Annotated in this window: 13 protein-coding genes and 1 tRNA gene; 10 read left to right on the top strand and 4 right to left on the bottom strand. The window is 70.1% G+C overall.

The window, feature by feature from the left end; all coding sequences use genetic code 11:
- The first annotated feature begins 99 nt into the window (after nt 1-99).
- Together trxB and LAJ19_RS08995 are read left to right on the top strand one after the other, a co-directional pair.
- A complete protein-coding gene (gene trxB / locus LAJ19_RS09000) occupies nt 100-1,074 on the top strand; it encodes a thioredoxin-disulfide reductase (RefSeq protein WP_225475433.1) in 975 nt (324 codons plus the stop codon).
- A gap of 101 nt (nt 1,075-1,175) precedes the next feature.
- A complete protein-coding gene (locus tag LAJ19_RS08995) occupies nt 1,176-1,691 on the top strand; it encodes an HD domain-containing protein (RefSeq protein WP_225475432.1) in 516 nt (171 codons plus the stop codon).
- A 92-nt stretch (nt 1,692-1,783) separates the two neighbouring features.
- Here the strand turns inward: LAJ19_RS08995 and LAJ19_RS08990 are convergent, their stop codons facing one another.
- Together LAJ19_RS08990 and LAJ19_RS08985 are read right to left on the bottom strand one after the other, a co-directional pair.
- A complete protein-coding gene (locus tag LAJ19_RS08990; protein WP_225475431.1) occupies nt 1,784-2,260 on the bottom strand; it encodes an FKBP-type peptidyl-prolyl cis-trans isomerase in 477 nt (158 codons plus the stop codon).
- A gap of 103 nt (nt 2,261-2,363) precedes the next feature.
- Nucleotides 2,364-3,170 carry a CAP domain-containing protein gene (locus LAJ19_RS08985; protein WP_225475430.1) on the bottom strand — a complete coding sequence of 269 codons (807 nt, stop codon included), beginning with the start codon at nt 3,168-3,170 and terminating at the stop codon, nt 2,364-2,366.
- A gap of 444 nt (nt 3,171-3,614) precedes the next feature.
- Between LAJ19_RS08985 and LAJ19_RS08980 the strand changes: the two genes are divergently transcribed.
- Nucleotides 3,615-4,826: a molybdopterin molybdotransferase MoeA gene (locus tag LAJ19_RS08980; protein ID WP_225475429.1), complete on the top strand. Its 1,212-nt coding sequence runs from the start codon at nt 3,615-3,617 to the stop codon at nt 4,824-4,826.
- 21 nt (nt 4,827-4,847) lie between these two features.
- On the opposite strand, the gene LAJ19_RS08975 is transcribed toward LAJ19_RS08980, so the two are convergent.
- Together LAJ19_RS08975 and LAJ19_RS08970 are read right to left on the bottom strand one after the other, a co-directional pair.
- Nucleotides 4,848-6,314, bottom strand: coding sequence for a glycoside hydrolase family 13 protein (locus LAJ19_RS08975; protein WP_225475428.1), 1,467 nt, complete (start codon nt 6,312-6,314; stop codon nt 4,848-4,850).
- Nucleotides 6,315-6,378: 64 nt separating this feature from the next.
- Nucleotides 6,379-7,677 (bottom strand): HD domain-containing protein, encoded by a 1,299-nt coding sequence (locus LAJ19_RS08970; RefSeq protein WP_225475427.1) that lies wholly within the window; start codon nt 7,675-7,677, stop codon nt 6,379-6,381.
- Nucleotides 7,678-7,771: 94 nt separating this feature from the next.
- Between LAJ19_RS08970 and LAJ19_RS08965 the strand changes: the two genes are divergently transcribed.
- From LAJ19_RS08965 to LAJ19_RS08935, 7 genes are all read left to right on the top strand, one after another.
- Nucleotides 7,772-7,846, top strand: a tRNA-Ala gene (locus tag LAJ19_RS08965).
- A 375-nt stretch (nt 7,847-8,221) separates the two neighbouring features.
- Entirely contained in the window at nt 8,222-9,850 is a 1,629-nt protein-coding gene (locus tag LAJ19_RS08960) for an ATP-binding protein (protein ID WP_225475426.1), read from the top strand.
- An 89-nt stretch (nt 9,851-9,939) separates the two neighbouring features.
- The gene (locus tag LAJ19_RS08955; protein ID WP_225475425.1) at nt 9,940-10,707 is read left to right on the top strand and encodes a sulfite exporter TauE/SafE family protein; all 768 of its coding nucleotides are present in this window, start codon (nt 9,940-9,942) and stop codon (nt 10,705-10,707) included.
- The gene (locus tag LAJ19_RS08950; protein ID WP_225475424.1) at nt 10,704-10,997 is read left to right on the top strand and encodes a hypothetical protein; all 294 of its coding nucleotides are present in this window, start codon (nt 10,704-10,706) and stop codon (nt 10,995-10,997) included. Before LAJ19_RS08955 ends, LAJ19_RS08950 begins: the two co-directional genes overlap by 4 nt.
- A 925-nt stretch (nt 10,998-11,922) precedes the next feature.
- Entirely contained in the window at nt 11,923-14,268 is a 2,346-nt protein-coding gene (locus LAJ19_RS08945; RefSeq protein ID WP_225475423.1) for a 3-hydroxyacyl-CoA dehydrogenase/enoyl-CoA hydratase family protein, read from the top strand.
- Nucleotides 14,269-14,293: 25 nt separating this feature from the next.
- On the top strand, nt 14,294-15,475 hold the full coding sequence (locus LAJ19_RS08940; protein WP_225475422.1) for an alpha/beta hydrolase family protein: 1,182 nt from the start codon (nt 14,294-14,296) through the stop codon (nt 15,473-15,475).
- 216 nt (nt 15,476-15,691) lie between these two features.
- Nucleotides 15,692-16,891: a thiolase family protein gene (locus LAJ19_RS08935; RefSeq protein ID WP_225475421.1), complete on the top strand. Its 1,200-nt coding sequence runs from the start codon at nt 15,692-15,694 to the stop codon at nt 16,889-16,891.
- Nucleotides 16,892-16,941: the final 50 nt, after the last annotated feature.

The following is a 16,941-nucleotide window of genomic DNA, read 5'->3' as shown; positions in this document are numbered from 1 at the left end:
CCCTGACCGCATCGAGCCTCCAGGGAATGCCCTCCGCTTTAAAAAGTAAACTGTGCGTGGCTGACCATCCTGAAACGTGCCCGGTGGTACGCTTCACTCATGACGGGCAACACCCACACCTACGACGTGGTGATCATCGGCGGGGGCCCCGCCGGCCTCACCGCCGCGATCTACACCGGCCGCGCCAGCCTGAGCACCCTGATCCTCGAAAAGGGCCTCCCCGGCGGTCAGATCGCCCAGACCGAAGAAGTCGAGAACTACCCGGGTTTCCCCGAACCTATCAGCGGCATGGAACTCGCCGGCCGCATGCAGCAGCAGGCCGAGAAATTCGGCGCGACCATCGAAATGGACGAGGTGCAGTCCATCACCCGCACCGACGACGACCGCGAACACGCCTACCCCTTCACCGTCACCGGCTACAGCGGCACCTACCGCGCCAAAGCCGTGATCCTCGCCACCGGCGCCAACCCCAAACGCCTGAACGTCCCCGGCGAGGAGCACTTCTGGGGCAAGGGCGTCAGCACCTGCGCCACCTGCGACGGCTTCTTCTACCGCGGCAAGAAGGTCGTCGTGGTGGGCGGCGGAGACGCCGCTGTCGAAGAAGGCCTGTTCCTCACCAAGTTCGCCGATGAAGTCACCCTGATCCACCGCCGGGACAGCCTGCGCGCCAACAAGGTTGCCCAGGCCCGCGCGTTCGCCAATCCCAAAATGAAATTCATCTGGGACACCGCCGTCGAGGAGATCAAGGGAGAGGACAGCGTGAGCGGCGTGCGCCTGCGCAACCTCAAGACCGGCGAGGAACGCGACATGGACACCGACGGCGTGTTCATCTTCATCGGGCACGTTCCCAACACTGAATTCGTGAAGGACACCGTCAAACTCCGCCCTGACGGCTACGTGGACGTCACCGACGAGATCTACACGAGCGTGCCCATGCTGTTCGCCGCTGGTGACGTCAGCGACTACATCTACCGCCAGCTGGGCACCTCGGTCGGCGCCGGCACCCGCGCCGCCATGAGTGCCGAACGCGCCCTGGCCGCCCTGGAACTCGAAACTGAAACTGCTGCCGACTGAGGCCCTCCCGCGCCGCGCTGCCCCCCCATCCGGACGGGGCGGCGCACGCATTAAGAACGCTTCAGTCCCGCCCAGGCCGCCCGGTCCCGTATGCTCGGCGTATGGCCCGCCGGACCCTCAGTGCACGCATTCGCCGAAAGGTGAACGGGTACGCGGCCAAAGCCCGCCGGCTCCTGCGCAGCCTGCACCCTGAGGACGCCCACCCGGATGACGTGTGGGCCCTGACGCACCTCACGCCCGGCGAAGCGCACGTCTACGAAGCCATGGACCCCCGCGACCGCGAGCACGCCTGCCGCGTTACCCGCCACCTGCTGCGCGAACACCCGGAAGCCAGCCCGGAACTTGTCGCCGCGGCCCTGCTGCACGACTGCGGCAAGAGCCTGCGCCCCTACTGGCTGTGGGAACGCGTGCTGGTCGGCCTGATTCCCAACCGCCTGACCCGCGTGCTGCCGCCCGTCGGGGCCATCGGCATCCGTGCCCACCACCCGGAGCTCGGCGCCCGGCTCCTCGCGCACGCCGGCGCCCGTCCCCGCGTCGCGCGCCTCGTGGCCCGGCACCACCACCCCGGCGGCGACCCCGACGCCACCCTGCTGCACGTGTACGACGACCAGGAGTGAACGAGGCCGCGCCGCACGCCCGGAACGGGGTGCGGCGCGGCCATGGAAAAGATCAGGCAAGGAGACGTGCCAGGCCCGGATGGGCCTGGGGGTCACTCGTGGTCGTGCTCGCCGGAATGCGCGTGCCCGTGGTCGAGTTCCTCGGCCGTGGCGTCACGCACACTCAGGACCTTCACGTCGAAATCCAGCACCATGCCGGCCAGGGGCGGGTTGAAGTCCACCTTGACGCTCTCCCCGTCCACACTCATGACCGTGAACGGAATGACGCTGCCGTCCTCCGCCTGGGCGTAGTAGGTCGCGCCAACCTCCACGTCATCCTCGAAGTCATCACGGGACAGGTCCTCGACGTTGTCCTCGTCGCGCTCCCCGTACCCGTCTTCGGGCTGCACCGTGACCTGCAGCGCATCGCCGCTGGTCTTGCCTTCCAGCGCACGTTCCAGGCCCGGAATGATGTTGCTGTGCCCGTGCAGGTACACCAGCGGCTCCCCGCTTTCGCTCTGATCGATCACCTCACCGTTGACCGTGAGTTTGTAATCGAGTTCAACAACCTTGTCCTGGGTGATGTTCATGGGATCTCCGTTCCCCGGACCACCGAGTCGAGGCGGTCGGGTGGGCGTCGCGCCTCCCGGAGTGTACCCCCTGACCCGCCGGGAATCGTCACGCGCCACCCGGTCACTGCGGTCCCTGGACCCTGAACGACCACGTCAGCGGCGCACCCGTCGTCCGGAACATCACCTGCACAGCCGCGCCCGGCGGCAGTGGCCGGTCCGGCAGCGCCAACGCCGCGCCCTGCGCAGCCAGCACGCCCCGGCCCACCTGGGTTTCCGTTTCCGTCACACCCCGGAACGACTGCGCGGTCAGCAGGCACGCCGGCCACGCCTGGCCGTTCACGCGCAGGGTCACGCCCGTCACGGCGGGCGCCGCGTCCGGCCCCAGCAGCGCCGCCACCGGCGCGCCCCGCAACCCGCTGACCGCCGGGCACCCCGCCAGGGCGTCCGGCCACTCCGCCGTGGCCGCAGGAAGGGCCGGAACGGCCTTCCCCGGCGCCGGGTACCGCACCGGGTAGCGCGCCGTGCCGCTCAGGCCCCGCCGGACGTCCAGCACGGCGGCCGAACGCACGCCACCCGCCGCGTCCTGCGCCTCTCCGAACGCCACCCAGGTCAGCCGGGGGTCCAGCAGCTGCGGCAGGTGAAACGCTCCCCCCACCCAGTACGTCAGGGCCCGCAGGGCGCCGCTGTCGGCGCGGGACGTCACGAAGAAGTGACCGGGCGCACACGCTTCTCCGTCCGGCGTGCGAAAGGCGCTGCCGGGCGCCTCACGGTGCTCGGCACGGTCCTCCCGCACGAGGTACCGGGCGTGCAGCGCGCACCCGGCCGCCCAGGCCGCCCGTTCCTGGACGCCCGGCAGGCCAGCCCGCGCCCGCACGCGGTTCAGGGCCACCAGCACCGCCCGCTCCTGGTCCGTCTCAGGCGGGGGCACCTCGGCCGGCGCACTGACGAGAGGGACACCCTGGGTGGACGGAGCCCCTGGAGAGGCCACAGGGGCCGCCGGTTCAGCCGACAGCTGTTGGGCCGGTGAAGGCGCCGGGCCTGCCCCGGGCACCGGCGTCTGCGGTCCGGCACCGGCGACCTCAGGAGCGATGCGATCAGGTCCGGCCGGCAGTGAGGTCCGCGGCCCGTCTGCCCCGGGTGCTGTTGCGGAGGCTCCGGCCGGCATTCCGTTCAGCGTGACCGGCCCGGGCCTGTGCGGCGGAGCGGCGCCCGGGCGCCACCAGCCGGCCCACCACAGGCCCGAAAGACTCAGGGTGAACAGACCCAGCAGCCACGCCAGCGCCAGCAGGGCCCGCCGTACCGTCCGCTTCATGACCCTCAGCCTAGACTGCCCCGGGCGACGTTCAGCGCAGCTGGCCCCTATTCTGCCTTCATGACCCCGCCAGCCCCACCAGCCTTTCCCATGCACGTGAGCGTGGACGAGGCCCGCGCCCATCTGGGCGCACTGCTGCCCGAACGCACCGCCGAAACCGTGCCTGTTGCCGACGCGGCCGGACGCACGCTGGCCAGCGACCTGCTGGCCCTGGTCAGTCACCCCAGCGCCACCGAAAGCGCCCTGGACGGCATTGCCGCGCGGGAGGCCGACACCCTGACGGCCACGGCGACCACGCCCGTGCGGCTGCGGGTGGTGGGGGAGAGCCGGGCGGGCGTGCCGTTCACCGGCCGCGTGGAGGCTGGCGAGTGCGTGCGCATCTACACCGGGGCGCCCCTGCCGCCCGGCGCAGACGCCATCTGCCCGGTAGAACAGCTGGACGAGGAGCGCCCCGAAGACGGCGGGGAGCACGTGCTGCTGCGCCGGCCCGCCAGTCCCGCGGACGTGCGCCCCGAAGGCGGTGATTTCCGGACGGGAGAGGTGGTGATGCGGGCCGGGCAGCGCCTCACGGCCCCCCGGCTGGCGCTGGCCGCTGCGCTGGGGCACGCGCAGGTGCCGGTCCGGCGGCGCCTGCGCGTGGCGCTGCTCTCGACGGGTGATGAGGTCGTGCCGCCCGGACAGCCGCTGCTGGCCGGACAGGTGTACGACAGCAACAGTGTCGGCCTGCACGCCATGCTGCGCGAGTGCGACTGCGACGTCGTGCCGCTCGGACACGCGCCCGACAGTCCGCAGGCCCTGCAGGCCGCCATTGACCGGGCCGGCGGGGCGGACGTGCTGCTGACCAGCGGCGGCGTCAGCATGGGCAAGTATGACTTCATGCGGGACCTGCTGATCGAACAGGGCCGCGTGAGCTTCTGGAAGGTCCGCATGCGGCCCGGCGGGCCCGCCATCCTGGGCGGCTGGAACGGCCTGCCGGTGTTCGGCCTGCCGGGCAACCCGGTCAGCAGCCTGGTGGTGTTCCAGGTGATCGTCCGGCCTGCCCTGACCGGACAGCCGCCACAGACACTGCGCCTGCGCGCCGCCACGCCGTTCCGGGCGCTGGGCGACCGGGCCGCCTTCTGGCGCGGCGTGATCGAGGGCGGATCCGTCCGGGATTACGGGCAGCAGGGCAGCGGCGTCCTGCGGTCTCTCAGTGACGCCGACGCCCTGGTGGTCGTGCCGCAGGGGCAGGCCGTGCAGGCTGGGGACGACGTGGACGTCATCCTCCTGTAGCCCGCAGGCCCAGAACGCGGCTTACCGCAGGGGGATCAGCACGATCGAGCCGCGCGCCGGGACGCGCAGGGGCGTGTCCCCAGTCAGGTGCACCGTCCGGCCCGAAATCACGTCCCGGTACGCGCCGGGCGTCACGCCGTTAAAGGGCAGGTGCGCGTCGGTCAGGCTGCAGTTCAGGCCAACGTACGCGTTTCCGCTCTCGTGACGCCGCGCGTACACCAGTTGCTCACCCTGCGCGTACGTCACGTGGAAATCCCCGCGTTGCAGGGCCGGCGTGGCGTGCCGCGCGGCCGTCAGCAGCCGCGTGAGGCTCAGCGTGTCCTTGTTCCACGCCGCTTCCTCCCACGGGAAGGCCCGGCGGCAGTCAGGGTCAGGTCCGCCCGGCAGCCCCACCTCATCGCCGTAGTAGATGCACGGCGTGCCCACGTACGTCATCTGGAACGTTGTGGCCAGGTGGTACGCGCTGGCGTCCCCGCTCACGGCCGTCAGGAAGCGCGCCGTGTCGTGCGAGTCGAGCAGGTTCAGCTGCACCCGCACCACGTCCGGGTGGTACATCTGCGTGACTTCCGCCATGCGCGCCGCGAAGGCCCCGGCGTCCATGGGGTCCACGCGGCCCGTGCCGCTGCGCTCATTCATGGGGTGGTCGAGCGTCTGCGCGCCGAAGAACGCCAGGCACGGCCGCGTGAAATGGTAATTCATGACCGCGTCGAACTGGTCACCCTGCAACCAGCGGTGCGCGTCGCCCCAGATCTCCCCGACGATGTACGCGTCCGGGTTGATGGCCTTCACGCGCCGCCGGAACTCCTGCCAGAACGAATCGTCATCAATTTCGTTCGGAACGTCCAGCCGCCAGCCGTCAATGCCGAACCGCACCCAGTGCTCCGCGACGTCCCACAGGAACGCCCGGACCGCCTCGTTGTCCGTGTTGAACTTCGGCAGTGCCCGGTTGCCCCACCAGGCCGCGTAGTTCGCAGGCGCCACGTCATCGTACGGATGCAGCGGCCAGCGGTCCACGTGAAACCAGTCCCGGTAGGCGCTGGCTTCGCCCTGCTCCAGCAGGTCGTTGAACTGAAAGAACCCCCGGCTCGCGTGGTTGAACACGCCGTCGAGCACCACCCGCATGCCGCGCGCGTGCGCCTCGTCGATCAGGTGCCGCAGCGCCTCGTTCCCGCCCAGCATCGGATCCACCTGATAGTAGTCGTGCGTGTGGTACCGGTGGTTGCTGGCCGACTGGAACACCGGGCAGAAGTAGATGGCCGTCACGCCCAGACTCTGGATGTAATCCAGTTTCGCGGCCACGCCCCACAGGTCCCCGCCCATATACCGGTTGAAGTGAGGGGCGTCTCCCCACGACTGGAGATTCAGGCCCCGAACGCGGCCAGAACGAGCAAAACGATCCGGGAAGATCTGGTAGAACACCGCGTCTGTGACCCACTGCGGGGTGATGGGGCGGGCGTCGCGGGTGTGGTCCGGATGGAGCGCGTTCATAACCGGGCCAGGATACCGGCCTGAACCTCCCACAGCTCTGACAGCCGCGTCCGCCAGGCGGTCTTCAGGGCCGCGCGGCCCACGCCTGCAGGAACACCCGCGCTTCCTGCGCCGAGCGCACCTCACCCACCGCTGCGGCTTCGGCCAGGGCGCGCGCCGCTTCCCCCACGCGCGGGCCGGGCGTCAGGCCCAGCAGCGTCATGATCTCCTCCCCGCGCAGCAGCGGCGCTGGAGCTGACGGCTGCTTCTCCAGGGCCGCCAGCACCCGGTCCATCGCACGCCGGTAAGCGAGTCGCGTCGCGTCGCTGCTCGCCGGTCCTCGCGCCGCTTCCCGGTCCGCGAGCATCACCGCCAGCAGTTCAGGCAGCAGCCCCCGGCGGCGGTGCACGAACCGCCGCGCCTCCCGCTCGCCGGCCGGCAGGGGCACCATGTGCGCCCCCACGAGCGCCGCCGCGAAACGCACGTCCTCACCGGGCAGCTTCAGGCGCGCCAGAACCTGCCCGGTTAGCGCGGCCCCCACCTTGTCATGACCATGAAAGGACGCCCGGCCCGTGACCGGGTCACACTGCAGCGTCCGCGGCTTCCCCACGTCGTGAAGCAGCGCCGCCCACCGCACCGCCAGCGGCGCGTCCGGGAAACGCGCGATCAGTTGATCCAGCGCCTCCACCCCGTGGTGAAACACGTCCAGGTGATGAAAGCCCCGCTGCGCCACCCCCAGCCCCTCCCGCAACTCCGGGACCGTCAGCGCCAGCAACCCCAGCGCTTCCAGACGCAGCACGCCCCGCGCGGCCTCCGGGGAGCGCAGCAGGGCATGCACCTCGTCCCGCACCCGCTCCCCGGCCGGTGCGGGCAGGTGACCCGCCGCGAGATCTGCCGCCACCTCCCGCACCGCCTCCTCTGTCGGGCCGTCCAGCGCAAACCCCAGCGTCACCTCAAACCGGGCCGCACGCCACGCCCGCAGCGGATCCGCCCGGAGATTCTCCCGGGACACCATCCTCAGGCGCCGCGCCCGCAGGTCCGCCTGTCCGCCCGTGGGGTCCAGCAGCCGCTCACCGGGCAGCACCCCCAGGGCATTCACCGTGAAGTCCCGGCGGCGCAGGTCCGCCTCCAGGTCCGCCGGGCGCGGCACAAGGTCATGCTGCACGCCGTCCGGCGCCGACACGCGCCAGTATCCGCGCGCCTCATCCAGCGCGAAAGCTGAGCCGCCCAGCGCCGCCGCCAGTTCACGCGCCGCGCCCGGCGGGTCCGGCACGGCCCAGTCAAAATCCTTTGCGTTCACCCCACGCAACCAGTCGCGCGCCGCGCCGCCGACCAGGACGCCGCCCGGCGGGAATGGCGGCAGCGGAACGGAGCGCCTGAACATGCCCGCATGCTAGCGCCGGGACGCTGCCCCACCATCCGCCGGATGACGCACACTTGCGCCGCCCGCGCCCCTCTGCTACAGTGCCCAGCGCTGAGGGGGCTTAGCTCAGCGGGAGAGCATCCGCTTTGCAAGCGGAGGGTCTGGGGTTCGAATCCCCAAGCCTCCACCAGGAATAACCGCGCTGAAAGGCGCGGTTTCCTTTTTGTTGCTTCCGTCGGGTCGTGGGCGGTGAACCTGCTGAAGTCCGTGTCCGCTGGATTTGTCAGTGATGCGCAGGGGACGCCGCAGGGCCAGTGAAGCCGGCACCCGGCACGCGCCTCTTCCAGTGCGCTGGCGAGGGACGCGGGGACGGTTCCCCTTCCCGTGCTGGCCGGATACGGCCGGGAAGGTGGCCCCTGGGGAACTGCTACGCCGTGAAGGGCGCCCCACGTGTGATCCCTTCAGAACAGGAGGGGCCGTGCCGCTCTCCGCGGGCGTGCCCGCTGGGGCCGGGTTGCTGGCAACTGACCCGGCAGTCCGTTAGGGTAAGGCCCGGTTGCCTGACATGCCCTCCCGTCCTGATTCCTCCTTCCTTCTGGTCGAGCAGCTGCTGGCCGGCCTGCCTGATCCATTCTTCACCGTGGACAGCGCGTGGCGGTTCACGTTCGTGAACGCCCTGGCCGCCGCGTTTGTTGGCCGGCCCGGCGAGGCGGCGGCCTTAATCGGCCGGGGCCTGTGGGACGAGTTCCCCGAAGTCACCCAGACGGCCCTGTACGCGCTGGGCCAGCGGGTCATGCACACGCGCACCCCTGAAAGCACCGAGGTGCTCTACCCGCCGGTGAACACCTGGATTGAACTGCGCGCCTTTCCATTTCAGGACGGCGTCGCCGTGCACTACCGCGACCTCACCGCCCGGAAACAGGCCGAGGAAGCCCACGCACGCGCCGAGGTGCTCGCCGCCATGGGGACCGCCCTGCAGCGCGCCGCGACGCCTGAAGCCGTGGCGGACCTGGCTCTCGCGCGCCTCGGGCCGGCCATCGGCGCGCACTGCATGCTTGTGGTGCAGCTGTATGGTGAGATCCTCTCGTACCCGCACTGGTGGGGAGAGGCGCCCGGCGTCATTCAGGCCTTCATGAATGCCCCGGACCTGCACCTGAATGCCGCGCCCATCCTGACGCAGGTGGCCCGCAGTGGGCAGGCCGCGTACATGGACGATTACCGCGCCGCGCCGGGCGCCGCGTCCCTGTTCCCCAACCTGGCGTGCGGGGTTGAACCCATTCACCTGCCCAGCGGCCGGCTGGTGGGATTCCTCGTGGCCTGGGGAACAGCCGCGCCGGGCGCCTGGCCGGCTGGCACGCGGGATCTGCTGGCACGCGCCGCGGGCACCCTGGGGCTCGCGCTGGACCGCACGAATACCCTCAGCGCCCTGCAGCAGAGTGCCGATCTTCTTCAGCAGCAGAATCACGCGCTGGAGGAGCACTCGCGCGCCCTTCACGCCGCAAACGCTGAGCTGGACGCCTTCAGTCTGTCCGTGTCGCATGACCTGCGGGCGCCCGTGCGGCACATGGTGGGGTTCCTGGAACTGCTGCGCCGCGCCCTGGGCGACGAACTGAGCGGCAACGCGAAGGCCGCGCGGTACCTGGAGGTTGTTGAGGGTGCCGCAGGCCGCATGCACACCCTGATCGACGCGCTGCTGGACTTCTCCCGCACTGGCCGCGCGGAGGTCCGCACGGTCCCCGTGAACCTGCAGGCACTCGTCGGGTCGGTGCGCACCGCGCTGGCGGCCGAAACCGCTGGCCGCCACCTCACGTGGGTGACCGGCCCGCTGCCGGACGTGCAGGCGGACGCCGCGCTGTTACAGCAGGTGCTGATGAACCTCCTGTCGAACGCCGTGAAGTACACCCGCAGGACACCGCAGGCACGAATTGAGGTCTGGGCCGAGGAACACCCGGACGGATGGGTGATTCAGGTGCGGGACAACGGCGCAGGCTTTGACCCCCGGTACGCGGAGAAACTGTTCGGGGTGTTTCAGCGGCTGCACCGCGCCGAGGACTTCGAGGGCAGCGGCGTGGGCCTCGCGAACGTGCGCCGCATCGTGGAACGCCACGGTGGGCGCGTATGGGCGCAGGGTCAGGTGGGTGGGGGCGCCACCTTCGCGTTCAGCCTCCCGCGCCCGGCCACGCCCGGAACCTGAGCTGCCCGGACCGCTCCGCCTGGGCGCCACTCACGCCGGAACAGGGCGCGCCGCGCGGCCCGTGTTAGCCTCCAGGGTGTGATGCACAGGTGATTACCGCGGTGACGCTCGCCGTGATCGGTGTGGGCCTCCTGGCCGGGGTGCTGGGCGCCATCCTGGGGTTGGGAGGCGGCGTGGTCGTCGTGCCGGCCCTGGAGTTCGTGCTGCCGCTCCTGGGGCGGGACATCACCATTCAGCAGGCCGTGGCCGCCAGCCAGATCGGCGTGCTGGCGGTGGGCCTGTCCGGCGCGGCCAGTTACCTGCAGCAGGGTCTGGTACGTGCCCGCACGGGATACCTGCTGTCGCCGTACACGATTGTGGGAGGCGCTGCAGGGTCCTTCCTGGGGCTGGTGCTGCCAGCGCGGGCGGTCGCCACGGTGTTCGCGGCGCTGCTGCTGTACTCCGCCTACAACCTCCTGCGCGGCCTGAAACGCGTTGAGGTGGAACGCGAGCCGAGCCGGCTGGTGCCGCCCGCCATGACCTTCGCCGGCGTGATGAGCGGCCTGCTCGGCATCGGCGGCGGAACTGTGCAGGTGCCCGTCCTGAACCTGCTGGCAGGCGTGCCGATCCGGCAGGCCATTGCGACCAGCACGTTCATCATGGGCCTGACTGCCGTAGGGAACGCGCTGGTGTACCAGGCGGGCGGGCTGCTGGATGTCCGGCTCGCGGCGGGCATCGCGCTGGGCGTGCTGCTGGGCGCGCGGGCCGGGGCGACCCTGCAGAGCCGAATTCCGGCGGCGCAGCTGAAACTGTTTTTCAGTCTGCTGCTGATCTTCACGGCCGTGCAGTTGCTGTGGAAGTACTGGGGGCACGCGTGAGCGGCCCGCAGCGCGCGCCGGAACAGGGCCGCCCGGACACGGAACTGGCAGGTCTGCCCGCGTGGCTGTACCCCCTGGGCTTCTGGGTGGCGGTGGCCCTGCTGGCCGTCGGGGTGCTGTGGCCGGACCTGTCGTGGGTGGGGGTCTCCTGGGTGGGGGCCGTGCCGGTCCTGGCGGCCCTGTGGGTGGCGGTGGCCGGCTGGCGGGCGGACCGCCGCCTGAGTGTCGCCGCAGGGCTGGCGCTGGCAGGCCTGGCCCTTGTGGTTGTGGTCAAGCAGTTCATCCGCTAGGGCGGGCCGCCCGTGGCCTCCGGGTGAGGTGATTCGCTCCCCTGGCGACTGCCCGCGTGAAACCGCCGGCCCTGACCGGCAGGGAGAGCACGGTGCTGCTTCCCGCTGGTCGGACAGACGACGTGCACTTTGTGGGGGGAGGCGCGGATCACCGGGGGTTCCGTGCCGGGACGGCGAGGGTGGTGCAATTCCCGGCCGGGTGGACAGAGTGGCGGCGCCGGGACGCGCGGCTGATAACGTGGCTCCTGGCGAGTGGCCCGGCGTTCAGTGCGGTGAGCCGGCCGGCCGTGCCCGCCTGGGGCGCAGCGGTGCCTGGAAGGGTTCTTGATGGCCCCCCGCGCTCAGGGCGTCGGGCGGCATGGGCCTCAATTCCTGGCCCGGTCGGCCTGAGGCGGAGACTGGCTTCCTGTGGTGGGTGGCGCTGCGCGCACTGGAGCCGGACGGTGCCCAGGTGTGAGTGGGAATCGCGGTTCAGCGTGCCCGGCCGGGCTGGTGAAGGCTCCGGTGAACCGGAGCGCGGCGCAGAGTGCACGACTCCTGACGGCCGCCGTGGTCTGAACTGGCGGACCGTCGCTGGACGGGCCGCGCTGGGGGTTTTGTGGCGTGGCACGTGCTGGCAGGTCCGGAGGGGGTGCGGTCCGGGGTGCTGGACTGCGCGCGGCGCTGGGGAACGTGAATTCGCGGGACTGGTGCAGGGGGTGGAGCCGGGCGTCCTGGCGGTCGACCCAGCGGGGACCGGTGGGCATGGTCTGCGCTGGGCCGGGGACTGGGTGACCTGGGATTCGGGAAGGTGCGCGCCTGGCCGGTGCAGGTGTGGGCGGGCCAGTGGGCGTTGGGGGCGGTTGAGGGTGTGGTGGACAAACGCCCCGGACCCCCCTTAAACTTGAACCGAGTCTAATATTACTGGAAGGTCGCAGGAGGTCGCATGAAGATTCAGAAAGCAGCCGTCATCGGCGCAGGCGTCATGGGCGCCGCCATCGCCGCGCAACTCGCCAACGCCGGCATTCCCGTCATCCTGCTGGACATCGTCCTCCCGGACAACCCCGACCGCAACTTCCTCGCCAGACAGGGCCTCCAGCGCGCCCTGAAAGCCCGCCCCGCCGCCTTCATGGACCCCGCCCGCGCCGCGCTGATCCAGGTGGGCAACCTCGAAGATGACCTCAAGAAACTCAAGGACGCCGACTGGATCCTTGAAGCCATCATCGAGAAACTCGACGCCAAACGCGACCTGTGGGCCAGGGTCGAGGCCGTCGCCAAAAAGACCGCGATCATCAGCTCCAACTCCAGCGGCATTCCCATGCACCTCCAGATCGAGGGCCGCAGCGACGACTTCCGGCGCCGCTTCGTGGGCGCGCACTTCTTCAACCCGCCCCGCTACCTGCACCTCCTCGAAGTCATCCCCACCCCCAGCACCAACCCCGAGATCATCCGCACCTTCAGCGAATTCGCCGACACCACCCTCGGCAAGGGCGTCGTGATAGCCAACGACGTGCCCGGCTTCGTCGCCAACCGCATCGGCGTGTACGGCATCGTCCGCGCCATGCAGCACATGCAGCGCACCGGCCTCACCCCCGCTCAGGTGGACCAGCTCACCGGCCCCGCCCTGGGCCGCGCCAGCAGCGCCACCTTCCGCACCGCGGACCTGTCGGGCCTGGACATCATCTATCACGTCGCCAACGACCTCGGCAAAGCCACGCCCGACGACGAGGACTTCACCCTGACCCCCGCCTTCCGCGCCCTCGTCGAGGACAAGAAGTGGCTGGGCGACAAGACCGGCAGCGGCTTCTACAGGAAAACCAAGGACGAGCGCGGCAAGACCAGGATCCTCAACCTGAACCTCGACACCTTCGAGTACGAGGACCAGGGCAAGGTCAAGGTCCCCGCCGTTGAGGCCGTCAAGGGGCGCCCCCTCGCCGAGCGCGTCACCACCCTGTACACCCTGGAAGGCCCGGAGGGCGACTTCCTGCGCGGCGTCATGAACGACGGCTTCTGGTACGCCGCCAAAATGGCCGGCCACGTCAGCAACCGCCTCCAGGACATCGACAACGCCCTCAAGTGGGGCTTCGGTTGGGAACAGGGCCCCTTCGAGACCATGGACACCCTCGGGCTCCAGACCGTCATCACCAACCTCGAAGCGGAGGGCCGCACCCTGCCGCCCCTGCTTCAGGCCATGAAGGACAGCGGCCGCGACCGCTTCTACCAGAGCGGCGAGACCGTCACCCCCGAAGGGCAGCCCACCCCGTACCAGGCGCCGTACTTCATCATTGCCGACCTGAAAAAAGACGCCACGAAGATCATCCGGAAACGCGCCGGCGCCAGTATCGTCGACCTGGGCGACGGCGTCCTGCTCGCCGAATGGCACGCCAAGATGAACGCCCTGGGCGAAGACCAGCTGCGCGCCGTTCAGGACGCCCACAAGCTCGTGCAGGACCTCGGTTACGCCGGCCTCGTGATCGGCAACCAGGGTGAGAACTTCAGCGCCGGCGCCAACCTCCCCCTGATCCTCTCGCAGGCCCAGGCCGAAGAATGGGACGAACTGGATGACATGATCAAACAGTTCCAGCAGGTCACCACCAGCCTGCGCTTCAGCCCCCACCCGACCGTCGCGGCGCCCTTCGGCCTGACGCTCGGCGGCGGCGCCGAATTCACCCTGCACGCCGACCACGTCGTCGCCAGCGCGGAACTGTACATGGGCCTCGTGGAAGTCGGCGTGGGCCTCATCCCCGGCGGCGGCGGCACCAAGGAAATGCTGCTGCGCTTCACCGACCAGCAGCAGCCCAGCCAGCGCGTCGGCGCCACCCTCCTGCCGGCCGTGCAGCGCGCCTTTGAACTCATCGGCACCGCCAAGGTGTCCACCAGCGCCCTCGAAGCCCGCAACCTCGGCTTCCTGCGCGACACCGACACCGTCGCCATGAACAAGAACCACATCCTGCAGGACGCCAAACGCCAGGTCCTCGCCCTGGCCCCCGGCTACGTGCAGCCCACCCCCCGCCAGGACATTCCCGTCATGGGTGACGCCGCCATCGGCGCCATCAAAAGCGCCCTGCACGGCATGCACCAGGGCGGTTACATCACCGACTACGACCTCGTCGTGTCCGAACAGCTCGCCCGGGTGCTGTCCGGCGGCACCGGCAACAACCGCACCGCCAGGGTCAGCGAGGGGCACCTCCTCGACCTGGAACGCGAGGCCTTCCTCACCCTCCTGGGCAAGAAAGGCACCCAGCAGCGGATCGAGCACATGCTCAAGACCGGCAAACCCCTGCGCAACTGAACGGCCCGCCTGACAGGATGACCCCATGACCCGCCTGACCGACCGCCTCCGCACCGTCCGCAAACGCCGCGCCCTGGGCTGGGCCGCCCTGGCCTACGCCGGGGTGGTGCTGGCGGGCGCACTGATCGGCGCGGACATCACCCTACGCAGCAAAACCCGCTGGGTGAAAGGGGTGTTCGTGCCCGTCGGCCGCCGCGGCAACGACGTGTTCCTTCCCGCCAGCAGCGAAACGCTCTCCCGCGGCCCCCTCGGCATCGTGCCCCTCCTGCCGAACAAGGGGCACGCCGTGCTGGGCGAACGGCAGGTGGTAGGTACCCTGATCCGGCGCCCCGTGCAGGAGGAACGCGGCGTCCTCCCCAACGGCGCGCTCGCCTGGGCCAGCACCTTCGTGTACAACGGCACGCCCGAACAACTTGGCGTGCCGTTCGAGCACACCGCCGTGGCAACCCCCCTCGGCCAGATGCCCGCCTGGCACATCCCACCCAGCGGGGACGTTCCGGGCCGCGCGGACGCCGTGGTGATCGTCATTCACGGGCACGGCGGGCAGCGCGCCCAGGCGCTCCGGATGCTTCCCGCGCTGCGCCGCACCGGAGCGGGCAGCCTGTTCGTCACCTTCCGCAACGCCCACGGCGCCCCCCGCACCCCATCCGGGTACCTCACCCTGGGCGACCAGGAAGCCGAGGACGTCATTGCGGCCCTCCACTGGGCACAGCAGGCCGGGTACCGCCGGGCCATCCTGTACGGATTCTCGATGGGCGGCAACGTGGCCCTGAGCGCCCTGCGCGACCGGCATCAGCCTTACCCCATCCCCGTGACCGGCGTCATGCTCGACTGCCCCGCCCTCGACTGGCGCGCCACCATCCACTGGCAGGGTCAGCGCTTCGGTCTGCCCCCGATCCTCGCGCGGCACGTCGCCACCTTTACCCAATGGGTCGTCACGCGCCGCAGCGGCCAGGATTTCGACACGGTGGACCAGATCCGCGCCGCCCCACACTTCGACCTGCCCATCCTCCTGTGGCACGGCACCCGCGACCGCACCATCCCGATCAGCCAGTCCGACGCCCTCGCCGCCGCCCGCCCCGATCTCGTGGAATACCACCGCGTGGACGGCGCCAAACACATCCGCGTCTGGAATATCAACCCCGGCGCCTACGACGCCCAACTCGAAACCTTCATCGCCCGCGTGGTGCCGGAGATTCAAGCGTGACGGCGCCAACCTTGATGGTCCCCTCACCGGCGGACACTGTGCGGGTGGAAAAGGCCATCGCGCGACCTGCACAGGCCCCATCACCAGTTCCCGGCCTTCCCCAGAACGCCACTGACCTTCCTGGCGGGCGTCCCCGCTTCATCCCACGCCCACCGTCTCAACCCTCCCTGCCCCCGATTCAACCGTCCAGAAGAGACGGAGAAGGAGTCCACCCCCATGCGTGACGCTGTCATTGTTTCTGCTGTTCGCACTCCCGTCGGCCGCGGCGTGAAAGGCACCCTCGCCAACACCCGCCCCGACGACCTCGCTGCCCTCGTCCTGAACGAAGCCGTCCGGCGCGCCGGCGTGGACGCCTCCGTTGTTGAAGACGTCTACCTCGGCTGCGCCATCCCCGAAGCGGAACAGGGCCTCAACGTCGCCCGGCTCGCTGCGCTGCGCGCCGGTATGCCCGACAGTGTCGGCGGCGTCACCATCAACCGCTTCTGCTCCAGCGGGCTGCAGACCATCGCCATGGCCGCCGCCGCCATCCAGACCGGACAGGCGGACGTGATGCTGGCCGGCGGTGTGGAAAGCATGAGCTTCGTCCCCATGAGCGGCCACAACCCCAGCCCCAACCCTGACCTCGTCGACACCCGCCCCGGCGCGTACATCGGCATGGGCATGACCGCCGAGAACGTCGCTGCCAAGTACGGCGTGTCCCGCGAAGACCAGGACGCCTTTGCGCTGCGCAGCCATCAGCGCGCCGCCGCCGCCCAGGACGCCGGGAAGTTCGACGCCGAGATTGTGCCCGTCCCCGTGCGCGTCGACAAGGTCAAAGGTACCAGGCTCAAGACCGAGACCATCCACTTCGACAGGGACGAACTGATCCGCCGCGACGCGAACCTCGCCGACATGGCCAAGGTGCGCCCCGCCTTCAAAGCCACCGGCTCCGTCAGCGCCGCCAACAGCAGCCCCTTCAGTGACGGCGCCGCCGCTGTGCTCATCATGAGTGGCGAAAAGGCTCAGGAACTGGGCGTGAAACCCCTGGCTAAATTCCTCGGCTTCGCTGTGGCGGGCGTCGACCCGGAACTCATGGGTATCGGCCCTGTGGAAGCCGTTCCGAAAGTCCTGGCGCAGACCGGCCTGAGCCTCGACGATATTGACCTGATCGAACTGAACGAGGCGTTCGCCGCGCAGTCCCTCGCCGTGGCCCGCGAACTCGGCCTGAACGAGGACATTATGAACGTGAACGGCGGCGCCATCGCCCTCGGTCACCCGCTCGGGTGCAGCGGCGCGAAGCTCACCACCACCGCCATCCATGAACTGCAGCGCCGCGGCGGCGGCAAAGCCCTGATCACCATGTGCATCGGCGGGGGCATGGGCGCCGCCGGCATCATCGAGGTGTACCCAGCCGAATCCGCTCAAGCCGCCGACTGAGAAGCAGACCGCATAGGCACAGAAGCAAGGGCGGGCTTTTCCAAGTCCGC

This window comes from Deinococcus taeanensis, assembly GCF_020229735.1.
GTDB lineage: Bacteria > Deinococcota > Deinococci > Deinococcales > Deinococcaceae > Deinococcus > Deinococcus taeanensis.
The sequence above is the reverse complement of the archived record's forward strand: the minus strand, read 5'-3'. Positions and strand labels throughout refer to the sequence as shown.